At 58.3% G+C, this 22,545-nt stretch carries 26 protein-coding genes; 14 read left to right on the top strand and 12 right to left on the bottom strand.

Annotated features, from left to right (window positions below):
- The 3 genes from E1297_RS49845 to E1297_RS17840 form a co-directional block, all read left to right on the top strand.
- The coding region (locus E1297_RS49845) for a hypothetical protein (RefSeq protein ID WP_209015834.1) at positions 1–218 on the top strand (218 nt) is incomplete at its 5' end.
- Positions 219–402: 184 nt separating this feature from the next.
- A complete protein-coding gene (locus E1297_RS17845; protein ID WP_155140669.1) occupies positions 403–822 on the top strand; it encodes a hypothetical protein in 420 nt (139 codons plus the stop codon).
- 2 nt (positions 823–824) lie between these two features.
- Entirely contained in the window at positions 825–1,220 is a 396-nt protein-coding gene (locus E1297_RS17840; protein WP_155140667.1) for a VOC family protein, read from the top strand.
- 89 nt (positions 1,221–1,309) lie between these two features.
- Here E1297_RS17840 and E1297_RS17835 read toward each other — a convergent pair whose 3' ends face one another.
- The 3 genes from E1297_RS17835 to E1297_RS17825 all read right to left on the bottom strand — a co-directional run bounded on the left by E1297_RS17835 (position 1,310) and on the right by E1297_RS17825 (position 4,564).
- Entirely contained in the window at positions 1,310–3,520 is a 2,211-nt protein-coding gene (locus E1297_RS17835) for an esterase-like activity of phytase family protein (protein WP_155140665.1), read from the bottom strand.
- A 176-nt stretch (positions 3,521–3,696) separates the two neighbouring features.
- A complete protein-coding gene (locus E1297_RS17830; RefSeq protein ID WP_155140663.1) occupies positions 3,697–4,212 on the bottom strand; it encodes an arsenate reductase ArsC in 516 nt (171 codons plus the stop codon).
- Positions 4,205–4,564 (bottom strand): helix-turn-helix transcriptional regulator, encoded by a 360-nt coding sequence (locus E1297_RS17825; protein ID WP_155140660.1) that lies wholly within the window; start codon positions 4,562–4,564, stop codon positions 4,205–4,207. Before E1297_RS17825 ends, E1297_RS17830 begins: the two co-directional genes overlap by 8 nt.
- A gap of 202 nt (positions 4,565–4,766) precedes the next feature.
- On the opposite strand from E1297_RS17825, the gene E1297_RS17820 reads away from it, so the two are divergent.
- The 4 genes from E1297_RS17820 to E1297_RS17805 all read left to right on the top strand — a co-directional run bounded on the left by E1297_RS17820 (position 4,767) and on the right by E1297_RS17805 (position 7,782).
- On the top strand, positions 4,767–4,904 hold the full coding sequence (locus E1297_RS17820; protein ID WP_155140658.1) for a hypothetical protein: 138 nt from the start codon (positions 4,767–4,769) through the stop codon (positions 4,902–4,904).
- 105 nt (positions 4,905–5,009) lie between these two features.
- Positions 5,010–6,044: an aspartate-semialdehyde dehydrogenase gene (locus E1297_RS17815; protein ID WP_155140656.1), complete on the top strand. Its 1,035-nt coding sequence runs from the start codon at positions 5,010–5,012 to the stop codon at positions 6,042–6,044.
- A 60-nt stretch (positions 6,045–6,104) separates the two neighbouring features.
- Complete coding sequence (locus tag E1297_RS17810; RefSeq protein WP_155140654.1) at positions 6,105–6,827, top strand: TenA family protein; 723 nt, start codon at positions 6,105–6,107, stop codon at positions 6,825–6,827.
- Between the two features lie 61 nt (positions 6,828–6,888).
- The gene (locus tag E1297_RS17805; protein ID WP_155140652.1) at positions 6,889–7,782 is read left to right on the top strand and encodes a DMT family transporter; all 894 of its coding nucleotides are present in this window, start codon (positions 6,889–6,891) and stop codon (positions 7,780–7,782) included.
- 7 nt (positions 7,783–7,789) lie between these two features.
- On the opposite strand, the gene E1297_RS17800 is transcribed toward E1297_RS17805, so the two are convergent.
- From E1297_RS17800 to E1297_RS17790, 3 genes are all read right to left on the bottom strand, one after another.
- Complete coding sequence (locus tag E1297_RS17800; protein WP_244327797.1) at positions 7,790–8,449, bottom strand: carbonic anhydrase; 660 nt, start codon at positions 8,447–8,449, stop codon at positions 7,790–7,792.
- A gap of 125 nt (positions 8,450–8,574) precedes the next feature.
- Positions 8,575–8,886 carry a DUF3240 family protein gene (locus E1297_RS17795; RefSeq protein ID WP_155140650.1) on the bottom strand — a complete coding sequence of 104 codons (312 nt, stop codon included), beginning with the start codon at positions 8,884–8,886 and terminating at the stop codon, positions 8,575–8,577.
- Positions 8,887–8,892: 6 nt separating this feature from the next.
- A complete protein-coding gene (locus tag E1297_RS17790) occupies positions 8,893–9,882 on the bottom strand; it encodes a sodium-dependent bicarbonate transport family permease (protein ID WP_368669606.1) in 990 nt (329 codons plus the stop codon).
- Positions 9,883–10,161: 279 nt separating this feature from the next.
- Here E1297_RS17790 and E1297_RS17785 point away from each other — a divergent pair, with 279 nt between their 5' ends.
- Entirely contained in the window at positions 10,162–11,124 is a 963-nt protein-coding gene (locus E1297_RS17785; RefSeq protein ID WP_155140648.1) for a DUF1566 domain-containing protein, read from the top strand.
- Entirely contained in the window at positions 11,087–11,389 is a 303-nt protein-coding gene (locus E1297_RS17780; protein ID WP_155140646.1) for a hypothetical protein, read from the top strand. Before E1297_RS17785 ends, E1297_RS17780 begins: the two co-directional genes overlap by 38 nt.
- An 89-nt stretch (positions 11,390–11,478) precedes the next feature.
- On the opposite strand, the gene E1297_RS17775 is transcribed toward E1297_RS17780, so the two are convergent.
- Together E1297_RS17775 and typA are read right to left on the bottom strand one after the other, a co-directional pair.
- Positions 11,479–11,856 carry a hypothetical protein gene (locus tag E1297_RS17775; RefSeq protein WP_155140643.1) on the bottom strand — a complete coding sequence of 126 codons (378 nt, stop codon included), beginning with the start codon at positions 11,854–11,856 and terminating at the stop codon, positions 11,479–11,481.
- Positions 11,857–12,020: 164 nt separating this feature from the next.
- A complete protein-coding gene (typA, locus tag E1297_RS17770; protein WP_155140640.1) occupies positions 12,021–13,844 on the bottom strand; it encodes a translational GTPase TypA in 1,824 nt (607 codons plus the stop codon).
- Between the two features lie 209 nt (positions 13,845–14,053).
- On the opposite strand from typA, the gene E1297_RS17765 reads away from it, so the two are divergent.
- A complete protein-coding gene (locus tag E1297_RS17765) occupies positions 14,054–14,521 on the top strand; it encodes a MarR family winged helix-turn-helix transcriptional regulator (RefSeq protein ID WP_155140639.1) in 468 nt (155 codons plus the stop codon).
- Positions 14,521–15,732, top strand: coding sequence for a multidrug effflux MFS transporter (locus tag E1297_RS17760; protein WP_155140637.1), 1,212 nt, complete (start codon positions 14,521–14,523; stop codon positions 15,730–15,732). Before E1297_RS17765 ends, E1297_RS17760 begins: the two co-directional genes overlap by 1 nt.
- A gap of 30 nt (positions 15,733–15,762) precedes the next feature.
- On the opposite strand, the gene E1297_RS17755 is transcribed toward E1297_RS17760, so the two are convergent.
- A complete protein-coding gene (locus E1297_RS17755) occupies positions 15,763–17,337 on the bottom strand; it encodes an alkaline phosphatase (protein ID WP_155140635.1) in 1,575 nt (524 codons plus the stop codon).
- A gap of 184 nt (positions 17,338–17,521) precedes the next feature.
- Here E1297_RS17755 and folP point away from each other — a divergent pair, with 184 nt between their 5' ends.
- Positions 17,522–18,337 (top strand): dihydropteroate synthase, encoded by an 816-nt coding sequence (gene folP, locus E1297_RS17750; protein ID WP_155140633.1) that lies wholly within the window; start codon positions 17,522–17,524, stop codon positions 18,335–18,337.
- Between the two features lie 4 nt (positions 18,338–18,341).
- Here folP and E1297_RS17745 read toward each other — a convergent pair whose 3' ends face one another.
- From E1297_RS17745 to E1297_RS17735, 3 genes are read right to left on the bottom strand one after another with little or no spacing between them, the layout of a single operon-like run.
- On the bottom strand, positions 18,342–18,797 hold the full coding sequence (locus E1297_RS17745; protein ID WP_155140630.1) for a TspO/MBR family protein: 456 nt from the start codon (positions 18,795–18,797) through the stop codon (positions 18,342–18,344).
- Between the two features lie 10 nt (positions 18,798–18,807).
- The gene (locus tag E1297_RS17740; protein WP_155140628.1) at positions 18,808–19,488 is read right to left on the bottom strand and encodes a hypothetical protein; all 681 of its coding nucleotides are present in this window, start codon (positions 19,486–19,488) and stop codon (positions 18,808–18,810) included.
- Between the two features lie 4 nt (positions 19,489–19,492).
- Positions 19,493–20,713: an argininosuccinate synthase gene (locus tag E1297_RS17735; protein ID WP_155140626.1), complete on the bottom strand. Its 1,221-nt coding sequence runs from the start codon at positions 20,711–20,713 to the stop codon at positions 19,493–19,495.
- Between the two features lie 287 nt (positions 20,714–21,000).
- Here E1297_RS17735 and E1297_RS17730 point away from each other — a divergent pair, with 287 nt between their 5' ends.
- Both E1297_RS17730 and E1297_RS17725 read left to right on the top strand, forming a co-directional pair.
- Positions 21,001–21,396: a DUF3302 domain-containing protein gene (locus E1297_RS17730; protein WP_196223349.1), complete on the top strand. Its 396-nt coding sequence runs from the start codon at positions 21,001–21,003 to the stop codon at positions 21,394–21,396.
- Complete coding sequence (locus tag E1297_RS17725; protein WP_155140622.1) at positions 21,393–22,544, top strand: HlyD family secretion protein; 1,152 nt, start codon at positions 21,393–21,395, stop codon at positions 22,542–22,544. The genes E1297_RS17730 and E1297_RS17725 overlap by 4 nt, the downstream gene beginning before the upstream one ends.
- Position 22,545: the final 1 nt, after the last annotated feature.

Raw genomic sequence — 22,545 nt, 5'->3', positions numbered from 1 at the left:
TTACTGGTCAGATGATGTCGGAATACGCATACGTCCATAAACAGGCGCACCATCCGCTGCAGTCAGAAGAAAACTCGTGCATGCCTTTGCTCCATATGCCCCGGCCATTGAAGCAGACGAAACAAGCAATCCTTTCAAAAAAAGGCGGATCAAACGTTTCAATGAAAAACTCATTATCCTTCTCCATAAAAAAATGCAGACAAGATTATCCCTTCTGATTGCATCATAGTACAACCACTATTTTTGATTTAGCTCATAACCAAACAATCACATCAGGCCGATTTATCCCGGTTCCGGCAGCATCTGCCCTTTCCAAAGCCAAAACTGCCGACAGGTTGACAGTCCCCTGCACTCGACTAAGAAAGCAGCCTCAACGATGTCCCGAAGCAAGCGAAAAAAAAAATGATCGAAGACAAGCTCGGCCCCTTTCTCGGAACATGGATCCTTGACCCGGAGGAAAGCGATTTCGAGCAGGGGGACCCGCCGAAAAGCGCGACCCTGAGGATCGAAGACAATTTCGGAATGGCCATTTTCACCATGAATCAGGTCGCGGCTGATGGTGAGGTCACCAATGACAGTTTCGAGGCCCTGCCCGACGGTCCGGAAGTCAAGCTGGGCAAGAGCGGACTGGTCGATGCCATGCGGCTGGTGTTTCAGAACGACCGGAAACTGGTTTCGGAAGCACGCCGTGGAGGGCTGACGATCATGAAGGCAGAGCGGGAATTGTCCGAGGACGGAACGACCTTGACCGTGACACAGACCGTTCATCTGGTCGATGTGGCCAGCTTCAAGAACATTTCGGTCTACAAACGGGCGAACTAGAATTGGCCCAATCTCTTGCCGCCATCACCCTTGTCGTCCCGGACTATGACCCGGCGATTGAATTCTACACGCAGTGTCTCGGGTTTGATCTGATTGAAGACACCAGGCTTACCGAAACCAAGCGCTGGGTTCTCGTTGCGCCAAGAGGCGGCGCCGGTACACGGTTGCTTCTGGCCAAGGCAGATGGCGAAGGGCAGGATGCGGCCATCGGCAAGCAGGCCGGCGGCCGTGTGTTTCTGTTTCTGGCAACAGATGACTTCAATGCCGACTACCGGTCGATGAAATCGGCTGGTGTGCAGTTTCTGGAAGAACCGCGGCACGAGAGCTATGGAACAGTTGCCGTGTTTCAAGACCCCTTCGGCAACAAGTGGGATCTGATCCAGCACACGGGCGAATAGCGGGATTACGCCTTTCGGCAGGCGGCAGGAGCCTCGACATAAAAACGCCCGGCCGGTTTCGGCCGGGCGACTTCTTTTCATGGACCGTATCAGTTCAGACGCGATGCCGGACCGAGGTCAATCAGCTGGGTTTCACCCGGAGCGTCGTCGACACCGTCATTGTCCGTGATCAGGATCAGACGTCCGTCAGCCGTCACCGCAAGGCCTTCCGGCTTGTCCAGGATCCAGCCCTTTGACTGCGCCATGGCAGGCAGGATGTCCATCGCCATGCGCTTGTTCAGGACCGGCAACTGCCCACCATGGGCAGCGGGCATCACACCGTTCAAATCCACAACGGTGATCTGCTTGATCGCCGCATCTTCACCGCCCTTGTTGTCGCGCTCCAGAATGGCGAACGCGCCATTGCCGAGAGACACGATTTCAGACAGGCCAACCCAGCCTCCGGCAGGAGACGCCGGAGCATCGAGCGTATAATGGACGAAGCCCCAGGATTTATCCGAGGGATTGTAGATGCCGAGCTTCGTCAGGCCCTTCGGATCGTCGCCCCACTCGCGTTGAACGGCAATTGCGACCAGATCCTGACCGTTCATCTCGAATTCGGCAACACCTTCCAGGGAGAAGCGCTTGCCCTGATCGATCAGCGACTGCGGCAGGGTGATTTCCTCCTGGACGGCACCCTTGGCGTCTGTCTTCAGAAGCAGGTGGCCACGGTTGTTGTCCGGGTGGCCTTCGGAAGCGAGCCAGAAACCGCCATCCCTGGCAATTGAAATGCCCTCAAGGTCCAGACGCTCCTGATTTGCACCGGTGACATCTGTGTAAGACACGATCCTTGCCGGCTTCGACGAAATGTCGAGCGTGTAGATCCGGCCCTTGTCGTAGAAGCTGTCGCTGACCGCGTAAAGCTTGTTGGCATCACCCGGGTCGGCTGCAAGACCTGACAGCGCGCCCCAACCGATCGGTGCACCCTTTTCCGGGTCCATGTCTGACGTGACCGACGGATAGGACGGTGCCTCTGAGCCATACTGATACAGCGTCACGTGGGACCGCACGCCATCTTCATCGACTTCGTTGGCAACCGCAAAGAGGTCGCGCTGCGGAATTGCCAGAAGGCCTTCCGGGCCGACATGGGTCGGCAGCAGCTGGACGAATTCCGGCGCACCGCCGGTGTCCTTGTAAACGGCAACAAAATTGCCGCGTTCGGAGTTCACGAAGATCAGGGTTTCGCCGCCGAAGTCACCAACGGCCACGCCTTCCGGTTCAGTGCCCTTCTTGGCGGCCCGCTTGGCCGGATAATGGCCGTGGGACATGCCCAGATGTTCCATCTGGTTGCCGCTGTCGAACAGGACGTCGCCCTTGGTGTTCCAGATGGTAAAACCCCGCGAACCGCCTTCGTAATCGCCTTCGTTTGCGGTCACAAACCGGTCGTTGTCGATCCAGGCCACCGCATCCGGCTCACGGGCCACATCTGCTATGCTGCCCGACGCATCGCTCATACGGTCCTTGGTGACCGGAATGTTCTCGGCGCTCGCACCACCGGCGGAAAAATGGGACACGACATTGCCGGATGGCAGGTCAATCACCACGAGATGATTGTTTTCCTGAAGCGTCACGACGGCCTGATTGTTGTCATTGATCGACACGAACTCCGGTTCCGGATCGGAGCCAGCAACCTCGGCCATGCCGGTCATGTCCACAATGCGAACCCCATCGCAATTGGTCGGCGCGCCGTTTTCATCGAGATCGAAGATCGCAAGATGACCGGCCGGCATCTGCGGGATGACACCGTCGTTCAGGTCTTCATCACGCTCATTTTCAATGGCGATGGCAAGGAATTTGCCATCCGGCGAGATGGCAACGGAATCCGGCTGGCCCTTGGCGTCGCAGGTCGCGGTGATGCCCATGTCGGCGAGGCTGATCACGGCCAGATGGCCGGACGCGTTTACATAGTCTTCGCTGGTGTTCACGCCTGCGTAGGCAGCGTTTTTGCCGACCGCTACGGAAGTCGGTTCCCCGCCAAGGTCTGTACGGCCCATCGGCTGGATATTGACCGGGTTGGCCGCATTGATGAAAACAATCGCTTCACCGGGGCTGTCGGTGAATGCGAGCGTGCGGCCATCCCTGGAGGCATAGATAATCTCGGCCACCGTTTCCGTGTCTTTCGCGGCGCCTTCCGGCAAGGTCTTGTAGACCGGATAGGAATTGATGCGCTCGAAATAGGCCGCCTCGGCTACCGAAGCAGTAATACCGAATGCAATGGCCAGACCGGCGCCTGCCAGCAATTGTTTGCGCAAGCTCTTCATTTTCCAAACCCCATGTTATTAATGACACTCCCAAAATGTCGCGCGCACGCTAGGGAGCACGGATGGAGGGGCGGTGACAGTTGTTTGAAGTTTTTGTGAAACCAAGCCGCGCAAGATGTCTTCACCCTAAGGAGAAAGCATAATCTTTTCATAAAGATATGCTGAATTTCGTCCCTTCATGCCAGTGGTTCTTCCGTCCCGGCCTTGCCAATATCATCAAGCCTTTTTTGCAGCGACAGCTTGTCAAGGGATGCAAGCGGCAAGTTCATGAATACGGAGATTCGATTGTTCAGCATTCGAAACGCTTCCGAGAAAGCCAGGCTGTGTTCCGCGAGATTTCCGCTCACTTTCACAGGATCAGGCACGCCCCAATGCGCCGACATCGGCTGGCCCGGCCAGACCGGGCAGGTTTCCCGCGCCGCGTTGTCGCAAACGGTAAAGACAAAATCCATCACCGGCGCATCCGCTCTTGCGAACTCGTCCCAGCTCTTGGACCGGAAGTCCCCGGTCTTGAAATTGAGCTTCTCCAGCAGCTCCAGGGTTTCGGGCGTGACCGTACCGGCGGGACTGGACCCTGCCGAGTAGCCTTTGAAACGGCCCTTTCCATCCCGATTGAGGATCGCTTCCGCCATGATTGATCTGGCAGAATTGCCGGTGCACAAGAACAAAACATTATAAGCGGTGTCAGACATTTTCTTCCCTCCCGTGTTCCTTTTGCGCGCATGTGATGTCGGAAATAACCCGTTGGCAGAGTTCCGGCTGACCGCCACAGCAATCGGCCATCAGAAATGACAATAGCCCGGCAACGCCTGACAGGTCGGCGGAGTAGCGGATGGACCGGCCCGCCCTTTCCTTCCGGACCAGCCCGGCGCCCAACAAGATCGCCAGATTGGCGGACATCGTGTTTTGCCGGACATTCAGTGTTTCCCCGATCTGACCTGCACTCATGCCGTCCGGACCGGCCTTGATCAGAAGCTGCAAGACTTCCAGACGGGTTTTTTGACTGAGGGCGCTGAATGCGCCCAAGGCTTCATTTATATCCATAATTCAGGATATCATGATTTCTAGATTCATAGAAAGCCGTTTATGACCGACACGCCACTTCGTTGAGACAAAGCCCTGCAAGGGCTGAGAAAAAATCAGTGGGGCAAGCGATTAATCCATTGGGGGAATCAAAACAGTTGACAAGCGTTGGCGCGCGAGCAAGAACACGCCAATCTGAGTTCTAACGTGATTGCGATACAGCATGACCCGGCTGACCGCCGACATTTTGACCCTCATGGCCGAAACGATTGCCGACGTGACATTCTCACGCGCAAGCCGTCGTGCTGACGGGACAGCTGTAGCCAAACGCAAGACCACGACGACAAAAACCACCGCTTAACGGTGCCGCTCGTCCCGCGCTCCCCGGGGATGGGGGGTGCCGAAGGGTCGGCGCACGCATCACGCAGGCACCGGCAGAGCGGGGAGACGGACGAGGAATTTCAACATGGGTTACAAGATCGCAGTTGCAGGCGCGACCGGCAATGTCGGCCGGGAAATGCTCGACATTCTGGCTGAGCGCGGCTTTCCGGCAGACGAGGTCGTCGCTCTCGCCTCCCGCCGCTCGCAAGGCACCGAGGTCTCCTTTGGCGACAAGACGCTGACCGTTCAGGCGATGGAAAACTACGATTTTTCCGACACCGACATCTGCCTGATGTCCGCAGGCGGATCGATTTCCAAGGAATGGTCTCCGCGCATCGGCGCGAAGGGCTGTGTCGTCATCGACAACTCGTCCGCATGGCGCTACGACGCGGAAGTGCCGCTGATCGTCCCGGAAGTGAATGCCGATGACATCGTTGGCTTCTCCAAGAAAAACATCATCGCCAACCCGAACTGCTCGACCGCCCAGCTGGTTGTTGCACTGAAGCCGCTGCATGACGTGGCGCGGATCAAACGCGTGGTCGTTTCCACCTACCAGTCTGTCTCCGGCGGCGGCAAGGAAGCGATGGAAGAACTCTTCAACCAGACCCGTGCGGTGTTCGTGAACGACCCGATCGAGCCGGAGAAGTTCACCAAGCGCATTGCCTTCAACATCATCCCTCATATCGATGTCTTCATGGAAGACGGCTACACCAAGGAAGAATGGAAGGTGCTGGCCGAAACCAAGAAGATGCTCGATCCGAAGATCAAGGTGACCTGCACCGCCGTACGTGTCCCGGTCTTCATAGGCCATGCCGAGAGCGTCAACATCGAATTCGAGAACGAGATCACCGCCGATCAGGCCCGCGACATCCTGCGCGAGGCTCCGGGCTGCCTTGTCATCGACAAGCAGGAAGACGGCGGCTACATCACCCCTTACGAAAGTGCGGGCGAAGACGCCACCTACATTTCCCGCATCCGTGAGGACGCAACCGTCGAAAACGGCCTCAACCTGTGGGTTGTCTCCGACAATCTGCGCAAGGGTGCGGCCCTGAACACGGTTCAGATCGCCGAAGTCCTGGTCAACCGCGGATTGATCCAGCCGAAAAAAGCGGCTGCATGATTTCAATGGGCGCCTCCGGGCGCCCTTTCTTTTTGTTTTCAGGGGGAGCATGGCACCGCCATGACCATTCGGTTCACCGGATCTTTCAAGGATTATCAGGCCCACAATCCGGACGCACGTTTCACGAACTGGCTGGCAGCCAAGGGCGAACCCTACTGGACGCAAGCCACGTCCCATCCGTTCACACAGGCGATCGGCGACGGCACCATGCCAAGCGAAGCCTATACCCGGTACCTGATCGAAGACTATACATTTGTCACCGATCTGGCCTCGACACTGGGTTTTCTGGTCGCCAAGGCCCCCGGCATGCGTTCCAAGGCCAAGCTGTCCGGATTTCTGGCGCTGCTCACTTCGGAAGAAAACGACTATTTCCTGAGGTCATTCGAAGCGCTTGGTGTTCCGGCCGGCACATATGAAGCGGCCGCGCAGGGACCGGTCACGCGGGCGTTTTCGGATGTATTGCTGTCAGCATCGGGCGAAGGCAGCTATGCAGACGGCCTTGTCTGCCTTCTGTGCGCCGAATGGTGCTATCTCAGCTGGGGCCAGCGGGAAGCCGCCAAACCACGCCCGGACCAGTTCTATCTCGCCGAATGGATCGACCTTCATGCGGTCAGCGGGTTTGAGACCTTCGTCAACTGGATCAGGTCGGAGATGGACGGCATAGGTCCCGAACTATCCGGCCCCGAACAGGAGACCCTTGCCTCCCTGTTCCGCCGGATGAGCCGGCTTGAGACGGCCTTCTTCGAATATGCCTGGACCGGAAAGGCCTCCAACCTGCTGTAGTCTTTCTCAGGTCAAGACGCCCCTGCCCGCTTCATAATCACCAAACCGAAGACCCCGTCTCATGTATGTTTATGAGCTCGCAGCCCTTGGTGCCGCCGCCCTTTGGGCACTGACCGGTCTGGTGTCCGCAGATCCGGCCCGCCATCTCGGTGCCCTGGCCTTCAACCGGGTCCGGATGGTTGTGGTCTTTATGATGCTGATCGCCGCAACAGCGGTCATGGGAGGATGGCAGACGGTCGATATGGACCGGGCGATCCCGCTTCTGATCTCCGGTTTCATCGGCATTTTTCTGGGCGACACGGCCTTGTTTCTTACAATGAACCGGCTAGGACCCCGGCGCACCGGCATGCTGTTCTCGATGAACGCGCCCATGTCAGCGGTACTCGGCTGGTGGCTCTTGGACGAAACACTTGGCCCCTACCAGATCCTCGGCATCGTCCTCACGGTTCTTGGTGTGGTTCTGGCAATCCGGTTCGGCAAGCAAAAGTCCCAATTGCACCAATGGGAAAGCGTCAAGGGGCCGCTGTGGCTAGGCATTTCACTTGGCCTTGTTGCCGCACTTTGCCAGTCGCTCGGTTCCCTGATTGCGCGCCCGGTGATGGAAACCGGCGTCGACCCGGTTGCCGCCTCTGCAGTGCGGATCGGGGCTGCCGCCTTCTGCCTCGTTACCCTGACCGCACTTCCCCTCAAGGCCCTGAAACCGCAAGGCGCCTTGACGTTTCCGATCCTCGGCATGGTGGCGCTGTCCGGCTTTTTGGCCATGGGGCTTGGAATGACGTTGATCCTTTTCGCCCTCGAAGGCGGAGATGTGGGTATCATTTCAACGCTTTCAGCAACAACACCCGCACTCCTTCTGCCGCTGCTCTGGTGGCGAACACGCGAGGTACCGGCCGCCGGCGCTTGGATTGGCGCCGGACTGGTTGTTGCCGGATGCGGATTGTTGTTTGCGGTCTGACGCCAGCCTATTCGGCCGCCAGAATAGCGCTTGAAGCAGCGGTTTCGAACCGCTCGGTCTTCGGATCCATCAAGCGCAATTCACCGGACCCGATATCAAACCAGGCCCCGTGCAGCTCCATATCCTGCGCCTCGACACGCTCCGAAACAAACGGAAACGTCATCAGGTTCTTGAGGGATTGCCTCACCCCGGCATATTCCATCGCAAGCTGGGGGTCGTCGATCCGGTCGACCGGCATGCACGCCATGGAAATGGCGGCCGGTTCAAGCAACTTGATCCACCGCCCGATGAAATCCCCCTTCAAGGTCGACTTATTGGCGTTTTCGCGAAAAGCCTGAACCCCGCCGCATTTCGCATGCCCCATGATGACGATATGCTTCACCTTGAGGGCGCTGACCGCATATTCGATCGCCGCGCTGGTGCCATGCTGGCCGTCTGTCGCCTCAAAGGGCGGCACGAGATTTGCAACGTTGCGAATGACAAAAAGTTCACCCGGGCCCGAATGAAACACCCCTTCCGGCGTCAAACGGCTGTCGCAGCATGTAATGACAAGAACTTCCGGGTGCTGGCCGTACATCGCAAGGTGTTCGTGCGTTTCCTTGTAACGCACAAACCCCTTTTGAAGGTAGTGGCCATATCCGGCCAACAAGCGCGACGGAAAGGTCAACCTGAGATCTCCAGCTTCGTCCCGAATGTCCTCAAACAGAACTCTGTAAGGGGAAGCTATAAAAGATCCGCAACACCACGCCTAGATACGGGGAATTGCGTAGTCAGATATTGGAGCGTCGATACTTAGAACCTTTCCGCCCGCAAAACCTGACAATCCGTCACGCTGACCACTCCGATATGACGCTTGACCACCTTGAAAGCCGCTTCGAGCAGATCGTCCAGCCGGTCTTCCCTGATGATGCAGATGACTGCGACCATGCCCCCGGCACGCGAGATCTGCCCTTCCCGGCTCCAGCGGCCGGACCGTCCGCTGCCGCCGAGCACCGGAAGAATGGTGAAGCCGGAAACGCCGGCGTTTTCCAGCGCGTTGGTCAGCCGCTCTTCCATCGGGGCTTCAATAATGATCTCGACCCGTTTTGCCGTGTTGGTGTCCATGTCCGGTCAGCCTCCGATAGTGGTTGCCAGGAAAAGATAAAGCGGAATGCCAAGCGTCAGGTTAAACGGAAAGGTCACGCCAAGCGACATGGTCAGATAAATGGACGGATTGGCTTCCGGCAACGCCACGCGCATGGCCGCCGGGACCGCGATGTAGGAGGCGGACGCCGACAGAACCATCATCAACACCGTCCCCCCGAGCGAAAGACCGACGAGGGACCCGGCAGCCAATCCCAGCAGACTGCCAAGGATAGGCATGACGATCCCGAACCCGATCAGGCCGGGTGTCAGGACCTTGCTGCTGGACCGCAGCCCCCGGCCAGCGACAAGCCCCATGTCGAGCAGGAACAGGCACAGCACCCCCTTGAAAGGCGCCACGATGAAACTTTCGATTTCCTTGAGGCCTTGCTCGCCTGTGACGAGCCCGATCAGGAACGACCCGACCAGCAGCACGATGGATCCGTTCAAAAGGATTTCACGGATCAGACCGTCACTGTCATCGCCATTGCCGTTCTTGCGGTTTCCGCCCCGGCTGGCAAGCCAAAGGGCCGACAGGATTGCGGGCGCTTCCATGGCTGCGGCCACCGCCACCATATAGCCTTCGCTGAAGATGTCCTGGGTCTGCAAGACCGAGACGGCGGCCACGAAGGTCACAATCGAAATCGAGCCATAGTGCCCCGCCACAGCCGCGGCATCGGTCTGGTTCAAACGGGTCATGACTTTAAGGAGACCGAATGCGATCACCGGGATGGCAAAAGACAGAACGATACCGCCCGCCAGCGTCATCAGGAGTGTCTGATCGATCCCGTGCGCGCTGACACTGACCCCGCCCTTGTAGCCGATTGCGAACAAGAGATAGATCGAAAGCCCCTTGGCGACGGCTTCCGGGACGGTGAGGTCTGATTTGAGGAAGGCTGCCAGGAGCCCCAAGGCAAAAAACAGAATGATCGGCGACAACAAGTTGTCGGCCGCTAGTCCAATTACGGTTTCGAGCACGCCCTATATCATCCCTGTCCGGCTGCATGGCCCTGGAGGGCGCATACGGATTATTGCGTAGTTCCAAGTCGTATAGATGGCAGCGCCCATCGATTCAACAAGTCTCTAAAAGAATGGAAACATCAGGATATTGGAGGAAATCTAATGCAACCTCGCATGCCGTAAATGCGCCTGAATCACAGTCGATTCCGTGTGGTGAGGGAGCAATATCGATTTTTGGTTTAACACGGAACGCACACTTTGGTTCCGCACATGGGCTTATACAGGAGGTGAAAGTTCATGCGTCCCGCATTATTCGTCCTTGCTTGCTTGTCCAGCACCACAGCGCTCGCTGCGCCCGCATTTCCTGTCGTGGGTACAGGGCAAGTGGAGTGCTTCAGCGACAGCATCGGAATTCCCTGCCCGGAGAGCGGTCAGCCGTTCCATGGCCAGGACGCCCAACACCCTGCGCATGAGCCGCACTATGTCGACAATAGCGACGGCACGGTTACCGACACGAACACCAACTTGATGTGGCAAAAGAGTCCGGACACGAATGGCGACGGCGTCGTCAACGCAGCCGACAAAATGACCTATGAACAGGCCGTTGAAGCAACGAAGAAATTCGAGCTGGCAGGCAAGACTGACTGGCGGCTGCCAACCATCAAGGAGCTTTATTCGCTGATCACGTTCAACGGGACCGACAGTTTCGGCCCACAGAACGCCGATGGGGCAGTGATCCTGCCATTCATTGACGCCCGGTATTTCGACTACGCACCCGGCGATGAAAAAGCGGGCGAGCGATATATTGATTCCCAGTTTGCAACAAGTACGCTTTATGAGCCGGGAACTGGCCCGTTCAAGGACAAGACCATGTTCGGAGTCAATTTCGCTGATGGCCGGATCAAGGGTTACGGACTGCAAATGCCGGGTGGCCGGGGTGAAAAGACCTTCTACGTCCTGCTCGTCCGTGGCAATGAAGGCTATGGCGTCAATGATTTCAAAGACAATGGCGACGGAACCGTTACGGACCGCACATCCGGCCTGATGTGGAGCAAGGCGGACAACGGCGAGGGCGTTGACTGGAACCAGGCCCTTGCTTTCGTCCAGGAGCGAAATGCCGAGAACTACCTCGGCTACGATGACTGGAGACTGCCGAATGCCAAGGAGCTTCAGAACATCGTCGATTATGACCGGTCACCGGATATGACCGGATCGGCCGCTATTGATCCGGTTTTCGCGACCACTCAGGTCACCAAATGAACGGGGCGAGGCGGACTATCCCTATTTCTGGACCTCAACAACCCATAAAAATGCGTCCGACCAGCCGGGCACGACCGCTGTTTACGTCGCTTTCGGCCGTGCCATGGGGTTCATGCATGGTGAATGGGTCGACGTTCACGGGGCCGGGTCGCAGCGAAGCGATCCGAAAATCGGCAACCCGGACGATTTTCCGCAAGGCCGCGGGCCACAGGGCGATGCGATCCATATCTACAATTACGTTCGGCTGGTTCGCGACGCAAAGTAGCGCAAACCGCCTGATCGGGGCGCGGAGTTTTCCGTGCCCTGACCGCACGGGCGGAATTGAAATCGCGAAATTATGCGGCACCAACCGGCTTATGTCGCAATATCGATCCGGTGTTCTTCAGGATCACTGCCGTTATCTTCATAGGCGTCCCGGATGGCATCCGCTATCTGATTGCTTTCCGGCCTGATCGTGTCCGCTTCATCTGCCGGGAACGGTTTGGATTGCCGGGCGGCCCGGGCCGCTTCGGTGTAGGCGCTCACCCCGTCAAGCCGATGGTCTTCATGATGGTACAAGTCCATCAGCACAGCTGGCAGGCCGTCTTCAGGTGCTCCGTGATTGGTTCCGTCCTCTGCGTCCTTGCGGGTTTGGCGGTCCTGATCAGCGCCACGCCCGTCGCGTTCCGGCGGGTACTCAGTCGTGTGGGTATCAGGCTGGGTTCGTGGCGATTTTTCGACAGTTGACGGCATCTTGGCCTCCCAGCCGGATGATAGCACAACTCTCACCAGGCAAGTATGCCGAACAAAAGCTATAGCGGGTAGCGAGACGCTGTTGCGCAGACCACCGCTTTCCATCCAGCCAACAAAAAAGCGGGCCGGAGCCCGCTTTCATGTCTGTTCGATGCAAGTCCGAATTAAGCGCTTGCCTTGTTGGCAGCGCGCTCGGCCCGCTTGCGCTCATGCGGATCGAGCATTGCCTTGCGCAGCCGGATGGAGTCCGGTGTGACTTCCACCAGCTCGTCGTCGGCAATGTAGGACAAGGCCGCTTCCAGCGTCAGGCGGATCGGCGTGGTCAGCTTGACCGCATCGTCCTTTCCGGCCGAACGGATGTTGGTAAGCTGCTTGCCCTTGAGAACATTCACTTCAAGATCGTTGCCACGGGTATGCTCACCAATGATCATGCCCGGATAAACCTTGGTGCCCGGATCGATCATCATCGGACCACGGTCTTCCAGATTGAACAGCGCATAGGCAACGGCCTCGCCCGTGCCGTTCGACAGGAGAACGCCCGTGTGGCGGCCCTGAATCGGCCCCTTGTACGGCTGATAGCTGTGGAACAGACGGTTGAAAATGGCTGAACCCCGGGTGTCGGACATGAGTTCGGCCTGATAGCCGATCAGACCGCGGGTCGGCGCATGGAACACCAGCCGCGTGCGCCCGCCACCGGACGGCTTCATTTCCAGAAGATCGGCCTTGCGTTCCTGAAGTTTCTGAACAACGGCACCCGAGAATTCCTCATCAACATCGATGATGACCTCTTCGATCGGCTCCAGACGGTTGCCCTGCTCGTCTTCCTGAAAAACCACGCGCGGGCGGCCAACGCCCAGTTCAAACCCTTCGCGGCGCATGTTTTCGATCAGGATCGCAAGAAGCAATTCGCCACGGCCCGACACAATGAACGCGTCCGGCTCGTCCGTGTCTTCCACGCGCAGAGCAACATTGCCTTCGGCTTCCTTCATCAGGCGCTCGCGAATGACGCGCGACTGGACCTTCGACCCTTCTGTTCCCGCAAGCGGACTGTCATTGACGCGGAAGGTCATCGACAAGGTCGGCGGATCGATCGGCTGGGCCTGGAGCGGCTCCGAAATATCGGTCGCACACAGCGTGTCGGCAACGGTTGCCTTGGTCAGGCCTGCGATTGCGACAATGTCACCGGCTTCGCCCTGGTCGATCGGCTGGCGTTCCAGACCACGGAAGGCAAGGATCTTGGACACACGGCCGTTCTCGATCAGGCTGCCATCCCGGGCAAGGGCCTTGATCGCCATGTTCGGCACCGCCGTGCCGGATACGATACGTCCGGTCAGAATGCGGCCGAGGAACGGATCGGATTCAATGGTGGTTGCCAGCATCTTGAACGATCCCGGCTCGGAGACCGGCGGCTCGACCCGGTCGAGCACCATGTCGAACAGCGGCGCCATGCTGTCCTGCGGTCCGTCCGGCTCTTCGGCCATCCATTCCTGCTTGGCAGACCCGTAAAGCACCGGGAAATCAAGCTGATCTTCGTTGGCATCAAGCGAAGCGAACAGGTCGAAAACTTCATCCAGCACTTCATCGGCGCGCTGCTCGGGCTTGTCGATCTTGTTGATCGCAACGATCGGCTTCAGGCCGAGCTTGAGTGCCTTGCCAAGCACGAACTTGGTTTGCGGCATCGGGCCTTCAGCTGCATCGACCAGCAGGATCACGCCGTCGACCATGTGCAGGATACGCTCGACCTCACCACCGAAATCGGCGTGGCCCGGCGTGTCGACGATGTTGATGCGGGTGTCTTTCCATACCAGCGACGTGACCTTGGCAAGAATGGTGATGCCCCGTTCCCGCTCAATGTCGTTGGAATCCATCATGCGCTCTTCGGTGCGCTGATTGTCTCTGAACGCCCCTGATTTCTTCAGAAGAACGTCGATCAGTGTGGTCTTGCCATGGTCGACGTGTGCGATGATGGCGATATTGCGCAAATTCATAACTGGGCTCCAAAAGACATTGCGGGCCCCGCCGGACCCGCATGGCATGTCTTGGCACGAAACTGTTCGGGAACCGGCCTCAGCGCCGGAATTTCGGGCACTATATACTGACAAGACGACAGTTGTGCAATGCAGAGGCCGACGCACCGCACTTGACTTTGAGAAGCCGGGCCCAGATAATAAGGCTACCTTATTAAATGGATCTGCGAATGAGCGTCTCCTCCCCGAGCATTGCCACAACCACGATGATCATCGATATCGCGCGGTTGCTGCGCCGGCGGTTTGATCTTGCCCTTGCCGATGTCGATACGGGCCTCACCGTCGCCGAGGCGCGGGCACTGGCCTTTGTCTGGCGCAATCCGGGACTGCGGCAGGCCGCCATTGCCGAGCGCCTGAGTGTCGAGCCCATGACCCTTGTCGGCTACCTCGATGCCCTTGAAAGAGCCAATCTGGTCACCCGGACAGTCGATCCGAATGACCGGCGGGCAAAGCTGGTCACCCTCACCGAGACGGCTGATCCGGTGCTCGAAAAGATCGAAAAGGCCATTCTTGACGTGCGCGCTGACGCATTGGCAGGTCTTGGAGAAGACCAGAAATCAGCGCTGGAAGGCATTTTGCACACCATGCGCGGCAATCTTTGCGGCAAGGAGCAAGCGAGATCCGAGGCTGCCGAATAATGGCGCCAACCCAGATCATGAGTGCCCGCCGAACGGCCCTGCTCGGGGCCGGTCTGGTGGCCATCGGCCCCGTTTCCATGGCGCTTTACACACCTGCCATGCCGGATCTGGCCAATGCCTTTGCGACGTCAGACGCACTGATCAAGCTCACACTGACCGCCTATTTTGCGGGTTTTGCCGCTGCCCAGCTTGTCAGCGGCCCGTTGACCGATGCCTTCGGCCGCAAGCCGGTTACGATCGCCTTCCTGTGCCTTTATCTGGTGTCGTCGGTCATGGCGAGCTTTGCGCCCGACGTGACCTCGATGATCATCGCCAGATCGATCCAGGGCGTCGGAGCTGCTGTCGGCATCTCCGTATCGCGCGCCATTGTCCGGGATCAGTTTACCGGTCAGACCTCTGCGCGTGTGATGAATGCCATTGCGATGATGCTGGCGCTCGGACCTGCCGTTTCCCCGACAATCGGCGGACTTGTTCTCGAACTGTTCGGTTGGCGGGAGATCTTCTGGTGCATGGTGATCTACGGCACTGTCCTCATGTTGGCGGTGATTTGCCTGCAATCGGAAACCAACAGCCATACGGGCCGCCACCATCTGGCCCCGCGGCGGCTTCTCGGCAACTACCTCGCCCTTTTGAGAGATCCCCGATTTCTGCAACCCAGCCTGTTGACCGGCTTCGGCCTTGGCAACCTGTATGCGCTTGCAACCGTGCTGCCGTTTGTCCTGATCTACAAGGTCGGGCTTACTCCTTTCGAATTCGGCCTGACGATGATGCTGCAATCAGGGTCATTCATCACCGGCACCATTGTCACCGGACGCCTGCTGAAACGGCATGATGCCAAGAAAATGCTGCCCTTCGGGATGGCGGGACTGGCATTGAGCTCCGGTATGATGACCGTGTTGATGGCAACGCAAACACCGACGGTGCTCACCACAATGGCACCGGTCATGCTATTTGCCTTTTCGCTCGCCTTTGTCCTTCCCGCAGGCCTCACCATGGCCATGCAGGACTTCCCGCATATTGCAGGTGCGGCGTCTTCGATGATGGGCTTTTTGCAATTCGGCGGCGGGATTGCAGGTAGCCTGATCATCGCAGCTATCGGCGACCCGGTTGTCGGCATGGCGACGGTCATTCCCGCCATGCCGCTTCTCGGAATTGCCTGCTATTATCTGTTTGCCCAGAAAGCCGCGCACAGTCATTCGCCGGCAGAATAGGGAGGCTTTACCGCCCGTTTTCCATTTCGCTTATGCGCGCCGCACCGGATCCAGTGTCACGCTGTAGAGTTCGGCATCGTCCCGGTCCATCAGGCGGACGGTGAACTGTTCGGTTTCGCCATCGATCTCGACAAGCCCGAAGAATTGCAGTCCCATGGAGGGCGGCAGGTTCTGCCCCTGCTCTTCGCTCGGAGCCTTGGTGTATTTCACTTCCGGGCCGAAGGTCATGTCCAGTTTGCCCGGACCGAAAGTTCCCGCGTGGATCGGCCCCGAGACAAACTCCCAAAACGGGGTGAAGTCCTGAAACGCCGCCTTGTCCGGATTGTAGTAGTGAGCGGCCGTGTAATGCACGTCTGCCGTCAGAAACACCAGGTTTTCAATGTCGGCCGTTTTCACGAACCGCAACAGGTCGGCAAATTCCAGTTCGCGGCCTTTCGGAGATCCGTGCTCGCCATTGGCGACCGCTTCCGCTCCGGCCTGTTCCTTCCAGTTGTCCCAGACGATGAGGCCGACAGGCATGTCCGATGCGATCACCTTCCAGGTTGCCTTTGAGCGGGACAGTTCGCGCTTCAGCCAGGCAAGCTGTTCGGCACCGAGAATACGCGACTCGGGCGTCATTTCGCTTTCCAACGCAGGTCCGTTCGGGCCCCGGTAGGAGCGAAGGTCCAAAAAGAACACATCCAGCATCGGCCCGTAGGCCACCTTGCGATAGACCCGTCCCGGCTCCGACGGCGTGTAGCGGATTGGCGTCATCTCGTGAAAGGCCCGCCCGGCACGCGCCGCCAACAGGGCGACATTCTTTTCCGCGTACCGGTCGTCAGCGGTCAGATCCTTGGCAGGCGACCAGTTGTTGACGACCTCATGGTCGTCCCACTGAAAAAACGTTGGCACCTCGGCGCTAAAGGCACGCAGATTGTCGTCCATCATGTTGTATTTCCACTGGGCGCGGAATTCATCAAGGCTTTCGGCAACCTTGGTCTTTTCCTCAATCAGGATGTTTTTCCAGAGTGTGCCGTCTTTCAGCTCGACAGTCTCCTTCATCGGGCCGTCCGCATAAACCGTGTCTCCGGAATGAATAAAGAAGTCTGGCTGATATTTGGCCATGGTGGCATAGGTCTTCATGCCGCCCCGGTGCGGATCGATACCCCAGCCCTGCCCGGCCGTATCTCCGGACCAGACAAACTTGACCGACCGGCGGGACCTCGGTGCAGTCCGGAACCGGCCTGTCATCGGTTCGGAAACCGCATTGAAATCATTCAGGTCGGCAAAGGACACGCGATAGAAAATATCCTGATCCGCGGGCAAGTCTTCCAGCAGCCGCTTGACTGCAAAATCGCTTTCAGGAAGGGCATTGACGGGCGCCAAACGACGTGGCGTTTCAAAGGACCCGGTCGTGTCGACTTCCACCAGCATACGGGCGGGCCGGTCGGCACGGGCCCAGATCATGCCGGAGCCCGCATCGACGTCGCCCGATTGAAGGCCATGTGCAATGACGGGCCGGGACGAGGCCCGTGACAGGGCAGGCATTGCAAGCGTCGATGAAAGGGCAAGTCCGGTAGCCGCGCTGTTCTTGAGAAATGCGCGCCGCGTAAAATTTACAGGCATGAAAACCTCCTGAGACTGAGGAAGACACCAACTTCCATGGCACAGCTGCGAATACCTGAGATTTTTGACAGTATGGTCAAAATCCTGCGACGTCTTTTCGAAGCTTTGATGACAGTGCCTGCAAGCTTGACCTGACACCCGGAACCCGCCAAACAACGCTCGGACGACACGGATATTATAGCAAATGACAGCCTACGCACTGCCCGAGATCTCAACCGGCGCCCCGGCTCACATCATGGGCATTTTGAATGTCACGCCGGATTCCTTTTCCGACGGCGGCTTGCACCACGCGGCGGATCAGGCGCTGGCCCATGCCCGGCAGATGATCGCGGAGGGTGCCGGTATTCTGGACATTGGCGGCGAAAGCACTCGTCCGGGTGCCACCCCCGTCTCCCTTGAGGACGAGTGGGCCCGGCTTGATCCTGTGATCGATGCAGTGGTTGACCTCGGGGTGCCGATCTCGATCGACACCTACAAGGCCGAAATCGCACGGCGCGCCTGTGCCCGGGGAGCCGTCATCATCAACGATGTCTGGGGGCTTCAGAAAGACCCGGCCATGCCGGAGATTGCAGCTGCTTCCGGCGCACATGTGGTGATGATGCACAATCGCACGGCCGCCGACGCCGGGATCGATATCCTCGCCGACATCGACCACTCCTTTGAGCGCTCAATGTCCCTTGCCGACCGGGCCGGAATACCGAAGGAAAAACAGATCCTCGATCCCGGTTTCGGCTTCGGCAAGACCATCGACCAGAATTTCCGGATCCTGAATTGCCTGGACAGCTTGAAGAAGCACGGGCTGCCGATCCTGGCGGGTGCGTCCCGCAAGCGCATGATCGGCGCGGTCCTGAACGTTGAAACGGAAGACCGTCTGTTCGGATCACTCGCGGTCCACATGATTGCCCTGCAGAAAGGCGCAAGCATCGTGCGGGCACATGACGTTCTGCCCCATGTGCATGCCGCCAAAATGCTGGCGGCAACACATCGCGAAAAAGCCTGAGCCTTCAGTTCAGGACGACGAGGCCGGTGTTGAGATATGCGGCGAAGGCGACCCAAAGGGCATAAGGCACAAACAAGAGGGCGGATATCCGGTCGCCGCCCGCCAAGGCCGCACGAATAAACACCACGATGGCGGCGAGCATTGCCAGGAGGATCAGGAGCCCAAGTGTCAGATCGTGGATGACAAACACGACCGGGCTCCAGGCAAAGTTCAGCGCAAGCTGCAGGATCCAGAGGCTGAACAGCGCCGACAGGCCAGACGCCTCCCACACGCGCCATCCGGCAATGGCAACCAGAACATAAAGAACGCTCCAGACCGGGCCGAACAGCCAGTTGGGCGGATTGAGCGCAGGCTTGGCCAGTTCCGCATACCAAACGCCGGGGACGGTACTGGTCCCGATCAAAATCCCCATGCCGGAAACGGCGAACACGAAAACAAAAAGCGAAAACCAGCGTTGCATCAATCGTGCCTTAAAATGTCAGAAAACTGTTCATGTGGAACCGCCCGGCGTCCACGGAATGGGCGTGTTCTGGACCATAGGGGCAAGCCCTTCGGGCAGCGCATCCGCTGAAACAGGAACTCTCCCGATTTTCGTGCAGATAGGCCATGCACCTTGGAACGTCATAGCCGTCACGTGCCGTCAACGCAGCCGCAGGACAGGCCTCTATACACGGCTTTTCCATGCAAGCCGGGCATGGGCCTTCCGCTGTCTCATCCGAAATCAGGCTGATCTGCCCGGTACTGAAGAAGGCAGCGCGCAGCCCCATCCATGGGCCATAGGTTCGATGGGCAAGCACCCCCACCGGGCTCGGCGAGAACCCGCCACAGCGTTGCGCCCAGCGTTGAAACGGATGATAGGGCGGCCCTTCGAACGGGAAGGCGTGATCGACCCCGAAAGCCTCGGCGACTTGCGTCAACACGCGTTTGGTATAGCGGTCGAGCGGGTCCGGCTGACCATCCACAAATTCGGGACTGTGTGAAAAGACCGGCCAGATTTGCGGGGCCGTGCTGCCGATCACAAGCACCTGCACAGGCGGGCTTCCTGTATTGGGAACCGGAACATGGTCGTCCGGTTTCGGATCGAACCCGCCGACAAGCAGAAAACCGCGGGCGGCGAGCATCTCTTCCAGTCTGCGCGCCGCCTTGGTCATCGGATCAGCCGATCCTGTCGCGCTTTGCGAGTGTCCGCAGGCGCAGGGCATTGAGCTTGATGAAGCCTGCCGCGTCCTTCTGGTCATAAGCGCCCTGATCGTCCTCGAAGGTCACAAGCTCTTCGGAGTAGAGCGAGAACGGCGAGGCCCGGCCCGTGACAATCACGTTGCCCTTGTAAAGCTTCAGCTTGACGGTTCCGGTGACATGCTCCTGGCTCTTGTCAATCAGGGCCTGCAGCATCTCGCGCTCTGGCGAGAACCAGAAACCATTGTAGATCAGCTCCGCATAGCGCGGCATCAGCTCATCCTTGAGATGCCCGGCACCACGGTCCAGCGTAATCGACTCCATCGCCCTGTGCGCCTGCAGCAGAATGGTGCCGCCCGGCGTCTCGTAGATACCGCGGCTCTTCATGCCGACAAACCGGTTCTCGACCATGTCCAGACGGCCAATGCCGTTTTCGCGGCCATAATCGTTCAGCTTGGCAAACAGGGTCGCAGGCGACTGGCGCTCGCCATTGATCGACACCATGTCGCCCTTTTCAAAACCGATTTCGATTTCGGTAGCCACATCCGGTGCTTCAGTCGGATCGACTGTACGTTGATAGACATAAGCCGGTGCTTCCTCGTTCGGATCCTCAAGCACCTTGCCCTCGGACGACGAGTGCAACATGTTGGCATCGACGGAAAAAGGCGCCTCCCCGCGCTTGTCCTTTGGCACCGGGATCTGGTGCTTCTCGGCAAAATCAAGCAGATCGGTCCGCGACTTGAAGGTCCAGTCCCGCCAGGGTGCAATCACCTTGATGTCCGGATTGAGCGCATAGGCTGACAGCTCGAAGCGGACCTGGTCATTGCCCTTGCCCGTTGCACCATGGGCCACCGCGTCAGCGCCGGTTTCTTCGGCAATCTCGATCAGGCGCTTGGAAATAAGCGGGCGCGCGATAGACGTGCCGAGCAGATAAACACCTTCATAGACCGCATTGGCGCGGAACATCGGGAAAACGAAGTCCTTCATGAACTCTTCACGCAGGTCATCAATGTAGATTTCCCTGATGCCCATGAGTTCGGCCTTCTTGCGGGCCGGTTCCAGTTCCTCGCCCTGACCGAGATCCGCCGTAAAGGTCACGACTTCGCAGCCCAGCTCGGTCTGCAGCCACTTGAGGATAATGGAAGTGTCTAACCCGCCTGAGTAGGCCAGCACGACTTTTTTGATGTCACCATGCGCCATGAAGAATTGTCCGTGATCGATTGTGCCGCCAGAAGCCCCCGCGGCCTAGAAAAATCGCGGCAATGTAACTTTTTGACTTGGCAACGCAAGCGCATTCACGCCTGAAACCGGTCACTTGGCGACCTATTCTGCTCAAATACGGCGCACTCGCTGGCCGCGCGGGCCCGGCAAGCGGCTTTTCCCGCCTCCATGGAACAACCTTTCCGATTGACCATCCTTGTTTCCGCAACGTATTTCTAAAGAATAAGCGGAATCGCCATTGCGGTACCAAGCGGGGGTCTGGGGTTTTGCGGCTTATAGACTTTGAAGTGACCGGATACGATTACCTGACCTTTCTGGCCCTGGTAATCATTATTGTTGCTGTTTTTTACGTCATCATCAAACTGGCCAGCCTTCCGGGAAAGCTTGCAAAACGCAACAACCATCCGCACGCCTTTGCAGTCAACCTGATGGGGTGGTTCGGGTTCTTTGTCATTTATCCATGGTTCCAGGCGATCATCTGGGCGTATCGGGATTCCTATCCGGTCGATGTCCGGAATTTCCCGAATGCACCGGAAAAAACGCCGCCAGATGACCCCACCCCGCCGGGCTCGGATACAAGTGAAAAGGCTCCGCAATCCCGCCCGAAACAATTGCCGGATGCCACGAGTGGGGATGACATGAACACGGGGCAGCCGGCATGACCATCGCCCTGTCGATCACGTTCGGATACATCCTTCTCATTTACCTCGTTTTCTTCCGCTTCAAGGTTGTCCGGTTCAACGTTGTCTGGGGCGTTCTGTCCTTCTGGATCGGTGTCCATCTCCTGCTGATCTTCCTGGTCGGTCTGCGCTTCTTCACCCCCTACTCGATCGACGGCCACATGATCCGGCAGACGATCCAGCTCTCCACTGGTCTGCCGGAACCAACGGAACTGAAGGAAGTGCTTGTCAGCCAAAACACCGAGGTCAAGAAAGGTCAGGCGCTTTACCGGTTCGACGACACGCTTTACCGGCTGAAAGTGCAAGAACAGCAAGCCCAGTTGGTCGAGGCCCAGCAAAATGCGCTGACGCTTGAACAAAATGTCCTGATTGCCGAAGATTCGCTCACCCAGGCACAAGCTAAGGAAACATTCGCAAAGCAGGAAGTTGATCGCTACACGACCCTGGTTCCTCAAGGCGGCGCACGTCAGGAAACGCTCGAACGCTGGCAGGCACAGCTGACCGAAGCCCAGGCTGACGTGGCCAAGGCACAGGCTGATCTCAAGAATGCGCGGATCGCCCAGGATACCAAGCTGGACGGTGTCAATGCGCAGGTATCAGGTGCCCAGGCCCAGCTGGATCAGGCCAGGTACTACCTGAACATGACCACGATCTACGCCCCGGAAGACGGCCTGATTGTCAGCCAGCAGGCCCGGCCAGGATTGGTCGTCGGCGGCCGGCGGATCGCCGCCATTGCCGCCTTTGTCGCCGATGCGGACGGCTACTTCCTTGCTGGCTTCTTTCAGGAACACCTGAAATTCGTCCGGCCCGGCCAACCCGTCGAAATCGCCCTTGATACCCGGCCGGGCCAGATTTTTACGGGCAAGGTCGTCTCGGTCTGGGAAGGAACGGGACAAGGGCAGATCCTGCCAAGCGGGCGCATTCCAAACTTCCGGCTCCCGGAGTTGCAAGGGCGATTTGCGGTGGAAGTGAAGTTCGACGACCCGAAGGTGGTCAAGGACCTTCCCGGTGGCACGCATGGGGCTGTTGCCATTTACACCGGCGCGGGTTCTGCGGGTTTCGAAGTCTTAAGGAAAGTGAATATCCGGCTCTACAGCTGGGCAAATTTCATTTTCCCGTTTTTCCTCTAGC

The organism is Roseibium sp. RKSG952 (genome assembly GCF_009711355.1).
This window is presented reverse-complemented; position numbering and strand designations above follow the sequence as displayed.

Excerpts from the sequence above, each read along its gene's own strand:
- E1297_RS17845 (WP_155140669.1), top strand. The coding sequence starts at position 403 with ATGATCGAAGACAAGCTCGGCCCCTTTCTCGGAACATGGATCCTTGAC.
- E1297_RS17835 (WP_155140665.1), bottom strand. The coding sequence starts at position 3,520 with ATGAAGAGCTTGCGCAAACAATTGCTGGCAGGCGCCGGTCTGGCCATT.
- E1297_RS17830 (WP_155140663.1), bottom strand. The coding sequence starts at position 4,212 with ATGTCTGACACCGCTTATAATGTTTTGTTCTTGTGCACCGGCAATTCT.
- E1297_RS17825 (WP_155140660.1), bottom strand. The coding sequence starts at position 4,564 with ATGGATATAAATGAAGCCTTGGGCGCATTCAGCGCCCTCAGTCAAAAA.
- E1297_RS17820 (WP_155140658.1), top strand. The coding sequence starts at position 4,767 with ATGACCCGGCTGACCGCCGACATTTTGACCCTCATGGCCGAAACGATT.
- E1297_RS17815 (WP_155140656.1), top strand. The coding sequence starts at position 5,010 with ATGGGTTACAAGATCGCAGTTGCAGGCGCGACCGGCAATGTCGGCCGG.
- E1297_RS17810 (WP_155140654.1), top strand. The coding sequence starts at position 6,105 with ATGACCATTCGGTTCACCGGATCTTTCAAGGATTATCAGGCCCACAAT.
- E1297_RS17805 (WP_155140652.1), top strand. The coding sequence starts at position 6,889 with ATGTATGTTTATGAGCTCGCAGCCCTTGGTGCCGCCGCCCTTTGGGCA.
- E1297_RS17795 (WP_155140650.1), bottom strand. The coding sequence starts at position 8,886 with ATGGACACCAACACGGCAAAACGGGTCGAGATCATTATTGAAGCCCCG.
- E1297_RS17785 (WP_155140648.1), top strand. The coding sequence starts at position 10,162 with ATGCGTCCCGCATTATTCGTCCTTGCTTGCTTGTCCAGCACCACAGCG.
- E1297_RS17775 (WP_155140643.1), bottom strand. The coding sequence starts at position 11,856 with ATGCCGTCAACTGTCGAAAAATCGCCACGAACCCAGCCTGATACCCAC.
- typA (WP_155140640.1), bottom strand. The coding sequence starts at position 13,844 with ATGAATTTGCGCAATATCGCCATCATCGCACACGTCGACCATGGCAAG.
- E1297_RS17765 (WP_155140639.1), top strand. The coding sequence starts at position 14,054 with ATGAGCGTCTCCTCCCCGAGCATTGCCACAACCACGATGATCATCGAT.
- E1297_RS17760 (WP_155140637.1), top strand. The coding sequence starts at position 14,521 with ATGGCGCCAACCCAGATCATGAGTGCCCGCCGAACGGCCCTGCTCGGG.
- E1297_RS17755 (WP_155140635.1), bottom strand. The coding sequence starts at position 17,337 with ATGCCTGTAAATTTTACGCGGCGCGCATTTCTCAAGAACAGCGCGGCT.
- folP (WP_155140633.1), top strand. The coding sequence starts at position 17,522 with ATGACAGCCTACGCACTGCCCGAGATCTCAACCGGCGCCCCGGCTCAC.
- E1297_RS17745 (WP_155140630.1), bottom strand. The coding sequence starts at position 18,797 with ATGCAACGCTGGTTTTCGCTTTTTGTTTTCGTGTTCGCCGTTTCCGGC.
- E1297_RS17740 (WP_155140628.1), bottom strand. The coding sequence starts at position 19,488 with ATGACCAAGGCGGCGCGCAGACTGGAAGAGATGCTCGCCGCCCGCGGT.
- E1297_RS17735 (WP_155140626.1), bottom strand. The coding sequence starts at position 20,713 with ATGGCGCATGGTGACATCAAAAAAGTCGTGCTGGCCTACTCAGGCGGG.
- E1297_RS17725 (WP_155140622.1), top strand. The coding sequence starts at position 21,393 with ATGACCATCGCCCTGTCGATCACGTTCGGATACATCCTTCTCATTTAC.